Genomic DNA, 14,093 nt, shown 5'->3' with positions numbered 1-14,093 from the left:
GAGACTAAAAAAAGAGGAAATAGAAAATGAGCAGAATCACCGAATGCAGAATATGCGGGGGTTCCGACATAAAGCCGGTACTTGACCTTGGCCACACGCCTCTTGCTGACAGGCTGGTTAAACCAAGCCAATTGTCAGAGAAAGATCCGGTTTTTCCTCTTGAAGTGGGCTTCTGTCCAAACTGTAGCTTGCTACAGATAATGGAAACGGTTCCACCATCGGTTCTTTTCTGTGAAGACTATCCATACTATTCGTCTTTCTCAGAGCACCTCCTCAAACACTCCAAAGAAAATGTTGAAGCGATTATTGCGGAAAGGGGGTTGGGCTCGGAGAGCCTGGCAGTAGAACTTGCCAGCAATGATGGTTATCTACTTAAGAACTATGTAAACCATGGTATTCAGGTGCTGGGAATCGACCCAGCAGAAGGTCCGGCTAGAGAAGCTGAAAAAATAGGTGTTGAAACCCTGAATGATTTCTTTTCTAAGGCACTGTCTACGAGGTTGGTCGCAGAAGGGAAAAAGGCCGATGTGATCCACGCTAATAATGTGCTGGCGCATGTCGCTGATCTAAACAACTTTGTCGCCGGTATTGCGCAGTTATTAAAAGACAATGGTGTGGCTGTTATAGAAGCGCCTTATGTAAAAGATCTTGTTGACCACTGCGAGTTCGACACAATGTATCACGAACACCTCTGCTACTTTTCGGTGACGGCATTAAACCACCTTTTCTCACAACATCACTTATCCTTGAACAGAGTGGTTCGCTTATCTATTCATGGCGGTTCGTTGAGGCTGTTTGTAGGCAAGCAAAAAGAGGTTGAGTCTTCGGTGACTGAACTGCTGGAGCTAGAGCATCGTTCAGGAGTTGACCAAATAGGGTATTACCAGGATTTTTCCAAAAGGGTTAACCATGTCGTTGAGTCTCTCAATGCATTACTGCATAAACTTAAGTCCGGGGGAAGCAGTATCGCCGCATACGGAGCAGCAGCAAAGGGGAGCACGTTGATCAATACAGCCAAGATCGGCACAGATTTGATCGACTTCGTGGTTGACAAAAATACCCATAAGCAAGGCTTATATATGCCAGGACAGCACATTCCTATTTATGCGCCAGAGGCCTTGCTGGAAAAAATGCCTGACTACACGCTTATTTTACCTTGGAACTTTACAGACGAAATACTGAGTCAACAGAGAGAGTACACAGAGAAGGGGGGCAAGTTTATCGTGCCAATCCCCGAACCAAAAATCATTTAGTCACTCAGTTGTAAATTAACCGAACGAGCAGGTTCATTATGAATACTTATCATTCATGCCCTAACTGCGAAACAGGCACCATGAACGTATTTCATGAAGCATACGAAGTACCCACAAATAGCTGCATACTACTAAAATCAAAGGAAGAAGCGGTATCGTATCCCAAAGGGCATATTACCTTGGGCCATTGCAATCAGTGTGGTTTTATTTCCAATACATCATTTGATCCAAAGCTAACAGAATACTCCGGGCGTTATGAAGAGACGCAGGGTTTTTCTGAGACGTTCAACCAGTTTCATAAGATGTTGGCTGAACGATTAATAGAAAAGCACCAGTTGAAAAATAAGCGAGTCATTGAAATCGGTTGCGGTAAAGGGGAGTTTCTAATCCTGTTATGTGAGTTGGGAAACAATACCGGGGTTGGCTTTGACCCTGGCTTTTCTGAAGAGCGGATAGACCCTGCCAGCAAAAATCAGATTACATTTATAAAAGACTTCTACTCCGAGAAATACACCAATTATCACGGTGACTTTCTCTGCTGCAAAATGACCCTCGAACATATATCTGAGACAGCCAAATTTGTTAAAACCGTAAGGCGGTCTATTGCTGATCGCGTTGATACGACCGTGTTTTTTCAAATCCCTAATGCAGAGCGGATTATAGAAAGTTGCGCCTTTGAGGACATCTACTATGAGCACTGCTCATACTTTACCAAGGCATCACTGGCAACGTTATTTACGTTGTGCGGGTTCGATGTGCTCGATGTCACCACCGAATATGATGATCAGTACCTGGCCATTGAAGCAAAGCCCACGCTGAATGACATTGGAGAAAACTGTTGTGCAGGTTTCCAGACGGAAGATGAAATCGCCTCGCTTAAGCAGATGATTACTCAATTTCCTGCTTTATTGGAAGAGAAACTCGACTACTGGAAATCGGTGTTGGCTTCGCACCATAAGCAAAACAAAAAATTGGTATTGTGGGGTTCAGGTTCAAAGGCCGTGTCGTTCTTAACGACGTTGGGTGTTACCGATGAAATTGAATTGGTGGTAGATATTAATCCATATAAAGACGGTTACTTTATGGCTGGAACCGGCCATAAAATTGTCATGCCCAACGCACTTACAGAGTATCAACCAGATACAGTGATTGTTATGAACGCGATTTATAAACAAGAAATAGAAAAAGAACTCAAAACTCTAGCCGTTTCGGCTGAAGTTTTGACCTTATAAACGGGCCGTATTAATGATAAGCCAAGCAACAACAGAAAAATGCCCCGTTTGCGACTCTTCCGACCTGAGTCGCTGTGCAGAAATAAAGGGGATTCCAGTGTTTTGCAACGTTCTGCTCTCGGAGCGCCCCAAAGCATTGGGGGCAAAAAAAGGGGATTTAAGGCTCGAACTGTGCGGTCAATGTGGTCATGTTCATAACTCCGCATTTGAGCCAGATCTGGTTAAGTATACCGACGACTATGATTGCTCGTTGCATTACTCTACAAGCTTTCAGTCATTTGCAGAGCAGTTAGCGGAGCAGTTGGTCACTCGCTATCGTTTGAACAATAAAACGGTTATCGAAATCGCCTGCGGTAAAGGGGATTTTATCAGCCTGTTGTGTACGTTGGGGAACAATAAAGGCATTGGGTTTGACCCTAGCTATAAGGCGAGTGACAGCACTCAGCAGCCATCTTCTAACTTCGAAATTATCAAGGATTATTTTAGTCCAAAGTACGGCGATCTTGATGCCGACTTTATCTGTTGCCGCCATGCCATTGAACACGTTGCTAACCCTGTAGCGTTTTTGGAAACGATACGTAGGGCGATTAACGGCAAAACAGGTGTCGCCCTCTATTTTGAAGTCCCTGATATGAATTATACGTTTAATGAAGTAGCGATATGGGACCTTATTTACGAACATTGTGGTTACTTTTGTAAGACATCCTGTGAAGAAGCTTTTACAAAAAGCGGTTTTAAGATGAACCGTATTGCAACCGTTTTTGGTAATCAGTACCTGGCTATCGAGGTAGAGCCAGAGCAGGCTTTCGAGAAGAATAGTCATCAGTCTGCAAGCGACGGGGTTTTGGTAAGTGGCTCAGCTTCAGTGTTTGATCTTGACAGATACCTCGAGTCAGCCAGTCACTTCAATATTAGCTATCGCTCTAAGTTAGGTGACTGGAGCAAAAGACTGAGTGATTTCAAAGATGAAAACCTAAAGGTTGTTGTTTGGGGCTGCGGTTCAAAAGGTGTGACTTTTTTAAATATTCTGAATGTAGATGATGAAGTTAGTTATGTGGTTGATATCAATCCCAATAAGTGTGGCAAGTTTACAGCGGGAACAGGTCACGAGGTGGTTTCACCGGACTTTTTAAAACACTATCAACCACATATCGTGATTGTTATGAACCCACTTTATAAAAACGAAATTCAACGGGACATCAGCAAGTTGAATATCAAACCGGAGGTTATTACAGCCTGAGTACTCACCATGCTGCGTAACCCATTATAAAAGAGAGAGGTTGGGAAAATGAATGCCTGGACAGCCAAACTGATCGATACACAGGGTGATGTGCGTAAACTAGCCGAGCAAACGTATTACAATGCTCGTTCCAGCTTTAGATATTTTAAAGAAGCGAGAAGAACCCATAGCGCAAACGGAGATTTGTTCGTATTGGCAATGGGAAAGGTGGGATCACGCTCGCTTACAAACTCACTGGCTGCTGCAAGACCCCAACATCATCTGCGAGTCGATAAAGCACATTGTGTCTGTAAAGAAGGTGAGCAGTACTATGGCCAGATATTTGAGCGCGCTTATGGAAGCTGGGATAAATTTCCCGAGAAACATAAATTTCTGATATACAAACGTAAGGCTCAAGCTCGTTACATCAGGAATGCGTTAGAAAAAGGAAAAAACATCAAAATTGTCGTGCCGTTACGCGACCCCATTGCGACCAATGTGTCGTCTTTCTTTCATAATTTTATTTGGTGGCCCAAAGAATTGCTGACCATATGTCAGGCCAATGCGCCGGGTTGTATTGAGAAGTTAAAAGCCCATTACCTGGAGCATCACCTCCATGATGTGCCGTTAACCTGGTTTGATATGGAACTTAAACAGGTTTTTGATATTGATTTTCTGGCTACAGAGTTTCCCAAGGACACCGGTTACAAAATATATAACGGAAAGGGTTATGAGGTGATGATTGTTAGATTGGAGAATCTCAATCACTGTGCAACAAAGGCGTTTAAAGAGTTTTTGGGGTTGGATGACTTCCATATCGTGAGTGACAACGAAGGTAAGGATAAGTGGTATAACAGTGTTTATAAAGAGTTTAAGAGCAATGTTAAGTTCCCGGCTGCCTATATAGACATGATGTATAACTCAAAATGGTATCGCCATTTTTACAGTGAAGAAGAGCTACAGAACTTCCGTAAGCGATGGGAAGAGACTCAGCCGTTGAGTTTGGTTCATTAAGCTAATAATTCTATGAAGCTAAAGGCATTAGCGGTTAACCCTGAAGGAAATTAGCGTATGTAATCGGGAATATTCGACCATGGTTACAGTTAAACGGATAAAAAATATTATCGCATCCCGGTGGAGATGGTTAACTAAACGAAAAACCAAGCCTGACATTAAGCCGGGGCTACCAGAAGGTCTTTCGTTTGATACCGTGGACGAGGTTGCTAAACAGACGTGGGGAGAAGCATTACAGGGCACGCGCTTTTCTCATCTGTCTGGTTGGAAAGATGCAGGGGCTTTTCGGCTTTACCTGCAACTCAACGCCGGGCGAAAAAAAAGCCTTATATTTAAGAATGCGATCTATGGGCGGCGAGATATCCCTGCTTTAGATGGGTTTCCTCTTCGCCCAGGGCCTCCTGAGTGCCTAATTTATAACAAAAAAGACAGTTTGCTAAACGTCTTTATTCCAAATGTATATCTTAATAAAGAGATTCAACCGGGGGTGCAATACCACTACCTGTTGGAAGACTTGAGTAACCAGTATCGCGGTGTTGGGTCGTTTGCAGGGAGGCAGGCATTCTTCAAGACGGTTGACGTATTGCCTCTGTTATATGATGCCCTCAACCGCTCCTGTACTGCTGAAGACAAAAAAGCACTGCTGCAATACAACCAAACGTTTTCCAAGCTACTTGAGGAATACAGCCTTAATAGTCTTAACCGCTACAGCCAGAACAGCAGTAGCGAACAAGTCGTTAAAGTACTTGATTTGTGGCACAAAATCGCCAGCGTCCATAGTCGCGAAGGCATTCGTGAAATGCACCCGTTAAGTCTTATCCACGGCGACTGCAACCCCGCAAATGTCATGATCCACAAAAAAAACAAAAGTAGTATTAAGTTTCTTGACTGGGAGTGGGCAGGTGTTGGTTATCCCCATGCTGATTTTGTCTCGCTGTTTCCTTCAGCAGGCAATGAAACGGTTACTCGAATAATTCGCCACTACCAACATAGCACCTCGTTGCTGGGTGTCGACAACTACCTAACAGAGAAAGAGCATTACCTTCTATTCGAGTGGTGCCGACTGGAAAGGGGGATCAACAATGCGTCTTACGTGGCTGCCCAGTTGTTAGGTTCCAAAGGCGAAACATTGGGCAGACCCGGATGGGCGGTATCGTTTATTGATAATGCCTTGAACGAAGTGTTGCGCGCATATGGCAAGTTGTCATGTGTTTAAAAACTATATGTTTAAAAGCGATGCGCTAAAAATTGGTTTCTCTGGTCACGAATAGTGGAGAGAGTGTTATGACAAATCTGGTCGAAAGTATTTTTATAAAAAATAGCCCTGAGCACACGGTTCCCAGGCTTTCTATAGGTTTGCCTGTCTATAACGGTGAAAACTATCTTGAGCAGTCATTAAAGAGCATTCTTAGCCAGTCGTATAGGGATTTTGAACTGATAATTTCAGACAATGGATCAACAGATGGAACCGAAGCGATTTGCCGAAAATATGCGAATAAAGACAGCCGTATTCGATATGAGCGGTACGAAGAGAATAGGGGAGCGTCTTGGAATTTTAACCATGTCGTTCATGTCGCCCGAGGAGAGTATTTTAAATGGGCCGCGCACGACGACCTGTTAGACCAGACATTAGTCGAAGAATCGATAACTATATTGGATGAAAACCCAGATGTAGTCCTTTGTTACTCAGGATCAAAAATTATTGACGCGGAAAACCATATTATTCGGCAAGTGCCGATAAGCGAAAACCTTAATCACAAGCAACCCCATTTAAGATTTGCAGCAAGCTGGCGTTACCCGCCCAATCTGGTTGTTTTTGGTGTAGTGCGCACCGAAGCCATGAGAAAAACTCACTTGTTAGGGCCTTACTCGTCATCAGATCGCATATTGTCAGCGGAGCTGGCCCTATTGGGGCGTATATATGGCATACCTCGCTACTTATTCTCGTTCAGGCATCATCCCGCACAATCAACGGGCGTCAGCTTCCCCAGCCGTAAGGGGCGTTCTGCCTGGTTTGACCCCAAAAAGAAAGGCGAGCGGTCATTCCCCCACTGGCGTCTACTAAAAGAGTTCTATGCCAGCATTGCAGACTCGAAGTCTAACCTGGGACTCGTAGAACGCATTTTTTGCTACCGGTCTGTCATGCGATGGTGCATCAGACATTACCGGCTACTGGCATGGGACTTGGTTAAACAATAGGCTTTTTGTCGTTTGGTAAATTTGCGAGTTAGATTTGTTGGAAAACCGGCGGAATGACCTAGGGAAAACAATATGAATTTGCCTAACTTTATTATTATTGGCTGTGCTAAAGCGGGCACAACATCCCTTTATCACTACCTTAAAGAACACCCTGATGTGTTTATGCCTGAACTCAAGGAGCTCAGATACTTTGCTTATGACAAATCTAACCCTGAGCATATAAAAAAGCCCGACCGGGTTTACCCGATACGCTCAATGGACGCGTATAAACACCAATTTAGTAAAGTGAAGAATGAAACAGCCATCGGAGAAGCCTCTCCCAGATACATCAACAGTGCTTTTGCGGCCCACAAAATACACCGGATTATTCCCCACGCAAAACTGATTCTGTCTATAAGAAACCCCGTAGATAAGCTCTACTCGGCATATAATATGGAGGTAAGAGACGGTCGAGCGAGCGGAGATATTGAAAAGGAGTTATTCGATAGTCAAAGCCTGTTGCTACACAATGCGCTAATTTACGATAAATTAAAACTCTATCTCAGCCTGTTTGATGCCTCTCAAATAAAAATAATTCTGTTTGATGACTTGATTAGAGATGCAACGAAAGAGGCGCAAAGTCTTTACCGTTTTTTGAACGTGGATAGCGCGTTTACCCCCAATACCCAGGTTAAACATAATCTCGGGGGCGTGCCCAAAAGTGGCTTCATGGCCTTTGCACATAACGTTTATCGCAACAATAAGCTTGTTAATAAGATGTACAAAGCGCTAATGCCTGACAAATTGCGAGGCAAGCTTTATGCAGCCAGACGGGGTAATATCGAAAAATATGCGTCAATGCCAGACAGCCTGAAAGAGCGGCTATCTCATTACTACAGAACAGATGTATTAAAAACCCAAGAGCTTATACAGCAAGACCTTTCGCCCTGGCTTTCGAACTAATAATCGGCTTTTACTTCAAGATGTAGCCTTGTATGCAGCGAGGCGCGAACGGGATCATGTGTTGCCAATTGCTTCCAGAATTTCTTCTGGTTTCAACTCCATACTTTCGCAGATCTCAGCAACTTAGTCTGAGAAGTCTTGCCGCGTTTGTTGCATAGTTCACTCATGTTGTTTTAATCTAAATATATAATTACATCAGCTTTCTTAGCTGCTTTGCGTAAGTCTTTATCCAGAGTAGCAATTGATAGGCCTTCTCTGATCGCTAGCTCCAGATATGCGGCGTCATAGCTGCTTAGGTTATATGCCCTTGCAAGGGCAATCGTTCGAGAGAAGGATTGATGTGACGTTAGCGGATCAACAAAGAGCGGCAAGCTCTCAAGCTGAGTGATAAAAGCCTCTACCTCGCCAGTGGTCGTATCCTTACGTTTCTCTGCACCTAACAACACATTAGTAGCTTCCAAGTGCCAAAGATTAGGAACCAAAGCGTCAGCATCAGCCAAACTTTTTAAGACAGCTTCAGCATAATCCTGGTCAGACTGCTTAGGGCTCTCAAGATGCCATCTCATTGCTACAGAGTTATCTAGAACAAACCTACTCATTTTCGGCCAGTTTCCTTCAGCTCGTTCAACTCACCGTCGGTAACGCTGTGCTTTTTGGCGCTAAGAATATTATCAATAGCTAACAACGTGCGATTCTTACTGCTTGCACGACTAGGGACTACATCTGCTACCGCTTTACCCCGATTGGTAATAGTAAAAGCTTCCCCCGCTTCTACTCGACGCAATATTTCTGGCAGCTTTGTTTTTGCTTCATATGAGCCAATTTCATTAAGCATAATCAATCTCCTAAAACCATATAGACCAGTATATAAGTCTAATGCGAAAAATCAACTATAGACTAGGTATATGGTCTATTTATTTTAGAACCCTTAAGAAATAATTTATTCCATATCTGAAGGGTTGGTATCTCAAAGTTTCTAGTTTTCTGATGAACATAGAATCGGGCGCGGGGCTTCCTCATACAAAGACTATGGCAAAATGTGTGGCTACATAGAAGTAAGGGAGCCCCCGCCCGATAAAATGAACTTTAACAAGCAGATAAGTAACAGTTTAACTGCACTGTTGATACCTCTAAGCGATTTTTGCTTTAGTGGGTTTCTTTTTAGTGAATGATTTGACAATTTTTTCGAGCTGCTCAAACGTATTCGGTGACACGATACGAAGTGCGGCAAAGTACGCAACAATAGCCCCCAATATCGCTAATAGCAGTCTGATTTTTTCGGGCATGGGTGTATCCCATTGCTGTATTAGGTAAACAGGGATTAACATCACAAGCGTGCATACTATTGGCGGTAAACACTCAATTACAAACTGCTTAATGGAGACATCTACAAGCTGTTCGACCTTGATATACCAGAAGGGAAATACACAGGTAGACACCACGACGAAAGCCATGGCAATGGCATTGATACCCCAAAAATGCGCGATGTAAATGCCAATAATAACACCAAGCGACTCTGCAAATTGTAGCTGTAAGCGCCAATTGGCCTTACCCAGGCCCATAATCAGTGTCGCCATAGGTGACCTCAAAGAATCTATGATGGCAAATATGGCTAGCAGCTGGAGCACCACAATGCTGTTTTGCCAGCGGTTACCAAAGACTGTGGTGAGAAAGTCTGGTGCCAGGTAGATAATACCGACGAACGCAGGAATAACAAAAAGCGCGGTAAACCGGGTGAAACTATAAAACGCACTGATAACCCGGTCAGGTTCATTCTGTAAACGAGAAAAGGCGGGTAATCCCACATTGCCGATTGTGGTTGACAGTAAACGCTTGAGTATTTTAATGATTCGGGCGGCAATCACATAATAACCCAAAGACTTTGCTCCAAGGAAAAAGCCAATAAGCAGTGTGGCAGAGTGGTTATAAATAAACCCTAAAAAGTGAATGCCGGTGACATGAATGCCAAAGTTAAAAAGCTCTTTGAAATGCTGAAATGAAAACTCTCGTTTTGGTCTCCAGTCACAAACACGCCATAATACGACTATTTTCACAACGTACTCTGCTATTTGTTTGCCAACCAGGCTCCACACCCCAAAGCCCGATACCGCCATTACGATACCTACCACACCGCCAGCGGCGGATGCGATTAAATTTCGAATGGCTAACGATTTGAAGTCGAGATCCCGGCGAAGGATAGCTTGTTGAACGGTACTAAGAGAGCCGAGAATCAGTGATAACGTTAAACACCAGATAATGGGGGATAGAATAGGTTGTTTGAAGATGTCAGCAATCGCATCACTACTGGCCATTGCTATACCGGTTAGCAATAACCCCATACAAAGATTTGACCAAAATGCAGAGTTTAGGTGCTTCTCATCAAGCTTATCTCGCTGAATGATCGCGCTGGTAAAGCCCTGGTCGAGAAATATCTCAATAAAGTGCATGACGGCGATAGCCAGTGCAACCGTACCGAATGCTTCCGGGCTGAGCAGCCTCGCGAGAATAAGAAATACGACAAAATGAATAACCTGTTCAATAGCCCTTTGCAGAGCAAACCAGCCAGCACCCTTTATAGCTTTTTTTTTGATACTCATCTTATACAGCCTTGCAACGGTTGCAGCGTAGCGATACGACTAAGTGGGCTTTACTTGGAAATTAAAACGAAACTGAATCAATAAATTGCCGTTGTTTTTATAAAAGTTATTGTTGTTGTGATGCTTATAGTCTAGTTCAAATATACTGTAAGGGCTGTTTATCTTGGTATTATGGTGTTTTTCACCGGTAACCACTGTATTGCGCTGTAATTTCCCAAAATGGCAAATGGGGTTTCAGCAAAATGCCTGTTCAAATGCATATTTTGTTGCAAAGAATCAATACGCCAATATGTTTATATCATCTCAATAGACGCTTTACTTAATCCAGTATCGGTTACTTTTACGGCCCTTATAATCTATAATCTGCCATTACCAATCAGGATGAATGGTAATGAAATAAATACAATATTAACCAGTCTATGAATAACCATGGGCTAACCCCCAACCCCAACAATATTGACCACTCAGCAAGGATGCTAAATGACCTCTCTCTGTAAAGAAAATCCAAAGAAAATGCCTGGCATTGCACCACCTGCGTGCGCCATGTTATCGACTAAATTACTGGTACAAACAAAGCCTGGCGATCTGAGTGTTGGCGGCGAGATGAACGGTAACGTGTTTGCTGGAGGCATGCTAAAGAATGAAGCAGAGCTTAAAATCGAGTGGGCGAAACCTGTGAGCCAAAGCAGGCAGCAATCTGGCAGGGTCGTTCAGCCAACACTAGCTGATTTTAGCGAGCTGATAAAGGTCTCGCCCAGCGTCTCCGTTGCGTTTGGTGTAGGGTTAGGGCTGGATTTCAATGTCGGGTATTCCCGAGGCAAGTTTGTTGCTGAGTTGAGCGCTCAGTTGGTGTGTGGCCCTGGCGGGGCGGGTGGTGTGGCAGCAGAGTTAAGTGTAGAGCAGGTCGTTGAGCTGATTAAGTTTGTACGGCATGCGCTGGAGGCGTCGGATTTTCGGTTTTTGGAGTGGCTGTCTGAGGCTGCGTTTGACATGATATCGAAGATTACGGAGCTGTATTTAAATCTAGATAGAACGCTTGAGTCTTTAGTGTCGATGACGGAGTTAGAGTTATCAACTTATTGGAAAAAGGTTTCTTTGGCACAAAAAACAGTTAAAGATGAGTGTCGTAGAATATTGTCTGGCACGGAAAGAGTCTCCTATATGACACCAATAGCAAAGGCCAGAGTATTGAATCGGGTTTCCAATACATATCTTTTTGAAGCTGGTAGTCTTTTGCTTGATGATGAGCTTCAAGCGGCAGCCTGCATGAGGTTGTTAGAAAGTATCCGCTCTGAAAGAGAACTTATAGAGATACTACGTTTGATGGGTGGGGAAGAAAGCAAAGGGCGCTCAGATATACTCATTAAGAACTTTAAGAAAATCTTTGATTACTTACTTTTTCAATCTAAACAAAAAAGCAAGGCCCGTATCTGGCTTCAAAATAGAGGGGGAACTTCTGCTTTTTTAGAATAACCGCAGATTAATCTTTTTTCATACACCTAAACCCAGTGTCTAGCCCTAGGAGGTTTTTTGGCCCGCTCATGCGAGAAACGGTTGTATTGCCCCAAAAGTCATAAAACCTCCCTCCTCGCAGGACTTTTTGTGGGTGTATGTTTGTTTGTGCAGGGTCGTGCTCTTTTCCTTTCGCGGGCCCTTTGGGGTTGTATTCCGGTGAATATAAGTAAAAGTCTGGTTGATAGTTGTCTGATACCCATTCGATTGCATTGCCAGACATATCATATAAGCCTAGCGGGTTAGCGGGAAAGTGCCCAGGAGGGTGGGGCAGAGACTTTGGGTTAATTAAGTCTAACTTTGACGCTGGTGCCATGTTTATATCTGCAACTGCTTCACCAGTATCAGTGGCAAAGCGATACATTTTTCCTCTTGAGCGAGCCGCATATTCCCATTGAGCTTCTGTAGGAAGCCCTATAGTCTTTTTTGTGCTGATACCTATCCAATTGCAGAAAGCCATGGCATCATCCCAAGTCACAACAGCTGGTAGTTCTTTAGAGAACCTGTCGGGAGCCATGTCTCGAGTTTGCTTATAAAGCTCATAATTAGATGTGTACCCTGTCACCTCCATAAACAGGTCCATATCCCCTTGAGTCACTTCATACTTCTGAATAGAAAAACTATCCAGCGTGACTTTATGGGCTGGATAGGCGTCTGCTCCTAAAGCCCAACCTAATCCCGGGTTCCCCATCATAAATGATCCACCCTCTACAAACACAAAGGCGTCCATATGACGCTGTAGCAGGTCTTTCACTTTGTCTTCGGTTGAGGTACAGGCGGTAAGGAGTGCTGTAGATAGCAGCGCGATGGCTTTAAGGGAGGGATTCATCCATGTCTTCCTTGAATAATTGAAATCCGTTTTCAATTTGTGAGGTTCGTAATTATAGCAGCAAATGCCGCTAGGGTGACAGCTATGGGCTCTGTTTTAATGAGCGGGTTAAGGTTTCGCCCAGTTGTCTCCGTTGCGTTTGGGTGTGGAATAGGGTTTTAATGTAGGTTATTTGATGTACAGTCAAATATGGACTAATCTGGAAGTGTAGCCGTAACGCTATGAGGTGTTCCTGTTGGTTATCATGCCAGTAGCGAATGGAACAACCATGTGCGATAGCGTTATCGCTGGAGTTGTAGTTAAAAGAAAATGCACCATTGCTTAATAAAGCAGATGGCGTAAGAAGCAAAAATTGAAGTAGTCAATCTAAAAATCAGTACCTAATAATAAGAAACCACCTCGGCTAATTGTTGAATTCAACACCCGGAATTTTTGGTTGTAGGTCTCACCATACCCTCTGTATTGGTTGGTAAGGGGAGTATCAAACTAATCATTGGTTGATGAAGACATTACATGAAAGCTATTCATACCTGGCCGAAGTTTGCCCGCCATATAAGACGTAAAGAAGGCGCCCGTTTACTCAAAAATCTTGGTGATTTTCCTGATGCCGTTTTGGTGTCTGGCTGCCAGCGCTCAGGCACAACCGTGCTTTCGAACTTGATTACCGCCAGCAACGGTATGGTTAATTTTGTGACTGGCCGAGATAGTGAGCTTGATGCAGCCCTTATTTTGTCTGGTTATCATTCAACAACACGCGCTGGTCGCTATTGTTTTCAAACCACTTATTTAAATGAGAGCTACCCAGAATACTTCTCGCATAACGAGCGCTTTAAACTGATCTGGGTGGTTAGAAACCCTCATTCAGTCGTATGCTCCATTCTTTATAACTGGCGTCGCTTTGCCTTTAATGAGCTTTTTGAAGCCTGTGGCACACAGTATTTATCACCTCAGGAACTGACAACGTTTAATCGTTTTGGTCACTTTACGATTCCTAAGGTTAAGAGGGCCTGTCTGGCATATAACGGAAAGGTCTCGCAGCTTTTTGATATCGACAAAGAACTGAATGACCGGCTGCTGGTCATTGATTACGACAACATGATTCGGGATAAAAAGAGTGCACTTATGCGAGTGTACGATTTTATTGGCCTCGATTACAAAGCCAGTTATAGCAATATTTTAAGCTCAAAAAGTATGAGTAAGTCGGACAAGCTATCCCGGAAACAACGTGATGTCATCGATCAACTTTGCACGCCTATATACCAGCGTGCAAGGTCATATGCGTTTAACGCTTAGGTG

13 protein-coding genes are annotated in these 14,093 nt (G+C 43.7%); 9 read left to right on the top strand and 4 right to left on the bottom strand.

What is annotated here, in order from left to right; genetic code table 11:
• Positions 1 to 26 precede the first annotated feature (26 nt).
• From MY523_RS07425 to MY523_RS07395, 7 genes are all read left to right on the top strand, one after another.
• A complete protein-coding gene (locus MY523_RS07425; protein ID WP_250658151.1) occupies positions 27 to 1,253 on the top strand; it encodes a class I SAM-dependent methyltransferase in 1,227 nt (408 codons plus the stop codon).
• A 38-nt stretch (positions 1,254 to 1,291) separates the two neighbouring features.
• Positions 1,292 to 2,485 (top strand): class I SAM-dependent methyltransferase, encoded by a 1,194-nt coding sequence (locus MY523_RS07420; protein ID WP_250658150.1) that lies wholly within the window; start codon positions 1,292 to 1,294, stop codon positions 2,483 to 2,485.
• A gap of 13 nt (positions 2,486 to 2,498) precedes the next feature.
• The gene (locus MY523_RS07415; RefSeq protein ID WP_250658149.1) at positions 2,499 to 3,725 is read left to right on the top strand and encodes a class I SAM-dependent methyltransferase; all 1,227 of its coding nucleotides are present in this window, start codon (positions 2,499 to 2,501) and stop codon (positions 3,723 to 3,725) included.
• Between the two features lie 48 nt (positions 3,726 to 3,773).
• Complete coding sequence (locus tag MY523_RS07410; RefSeq protein ID WP_250658148.1) at positions 3,774 to 4,718, top strand: putative capsular polysaccharide synthesis family protein; 945 nt, start codon at positions 3,774 to 3,776, stop codon at positions 4,716 to 4,718.
• Positions 4,719 to 4,797: 79 nt separating this feature from the next.
• Positions 4,798 to 5,934: a phosphotransferase family protein gene (locus tag MY523_RS07405; protein ID WP_250658147.1), complete on the top strand. Its 1,137-nt coding sequence runs from the start codon at positions 4,798 to 4,800 to the stop codon at positions 5,932 to 5,934.
• 68 nt (positions 5,935 to 6,002) lie between these two features.
• Positions 6,003 to 6,917, top strand: a complete 915-nt coding sequence (locus MY523_RS07400) for a glycosyltransferase family 2 protein (RefSeq protein WP_250658146.1) — start codon at positions 6,003 to 6,005, stop codon at positions 6,915 to 6,917.
• Between the two features lie 72 nt (positions 6,918 to 6,989).
• On the top strand, positions 6,990 to 7,859 hold the full coding sequence (locus MY523_RS07395; RefSeq protein ID WP_250658145.1) for a sulfotransferase family protein: 870 nt from the start codon (positions 6,990 to 6,992) through the stop codon (positions 7,857 to 7,859).
• A 173-nt stretch (positions 7,860 to 8,032) separates the two neighbouring features.
• On the opposite strand, the gene MY523_RS07390 is transcribed toward MY523_RS07395, so the two are convergent.
• The 3 genes from MY523_RS07390 to MY523_RS07380 all read right to left on the bottom strand — a co-directional run bounded on the left by MY523_RS07390 (position 8,033) and on the right by MY523_RS07380 (position 10,456).
• On the bottom strand, positions 8,033 to 8,458 hold the full coding sequence (locus tag MY523_RS07390; RefSeq protein ID WP_250658144.1) for a type II toxin-antitoxin system VapC family toxin: 426 nt from the start codon (positions 8,456 to 8,458) through the stop codon (positions 8,033 to 8,035).
• Positions 8,455 to 8,694, bottom strand: a complete 240-nt coding sequence (locus MY523_RS07385) for a type II toxin-antitoxin system Phd/YefM family antitoxin (RefSeq protein WP_250658143.1) — start codon at positions 8,692 to 8,694, stop codon at positions 8,455 to 8,457. Before MY523_RS07385 ends, MY523_RS07390 begins: the two co-directional genes overlap by 4 nt.
• 295 nt (positions 8,695 to 8,989) lie before the next feature.
• A complete protein-coding gene (locus tag MY523_RS07380) occupies positions 8,990 to 10,456 on the bottom strand; it encodes a lipopolysaccharide biosynthesis protein (RefSeq protein ID WP_250658142.1) in 1,467 nt (488 codons plus the stop codon).
• A gap of 480 nt (positions 10,457 to 10,936) precedes the next feature.
• Here MY523_RS07380 and MY523_RS07375 point away from each other — a divergent pair, with 480 nt between their 5' ends.
• Complete coding sequence (locus MY523_RS07375; RefSeq protein ID WP_250658141.1) at positions 10,937 to 11,929, top strand: hypothetical protein; 993 nt, start codon at positions 10,937 to 10,939, stop codon at positions 11,927 to 11,929.
• A 7-nt stretch (positions 11,930 to 11,936) separates the two neighbouring features.
• On the opposite strand, the gene MY523_RS07370 is transcribed toward MY523_RS07375, so the two are convergent.
• Entirely contained in the window at positions 11,937 to 12,797 is an 861-nt protein-coding gene (locus MY523_RS07370; RefSeq protein WP_250658140.1) for a formylglycine-generating enzyme family protein, read from the bottom strand.
• 513 nt (positions 12,798 to 13,310) lie between these two features.
• Here MY523_RS07370 and MY523_RS07365 point away from each other — a divergent pair.
• Positions 13,311 to 14,090 carry a sulfotransferase domain-containing protein gene (locus MY523_RS07365; RefSeq protein WP_250658139.1) on the top strand — a complete coding sequence of 260 codons (780 nt, stop codon included), beginning with the start codon at positions 13,311 to 13,313 and terminating at the stop codon, positions 14,088 to 14,090.
• Positions 14,091 to 14,093: the final 3 nt, after the last annotated feature.

This window comes from Alkalimarinus coralli (assembly GCF_023650515.1).
Lineage (GTDB): Bacteria > Pseudomonadota > Gammaproteobacteria > Pseudomonadales > Oleiphilaceae > Alkalimarinus > Alkalimarinus coralli.
This window is presented reverse-complemented; position numbering and strand designations above follow the sequence as displayed.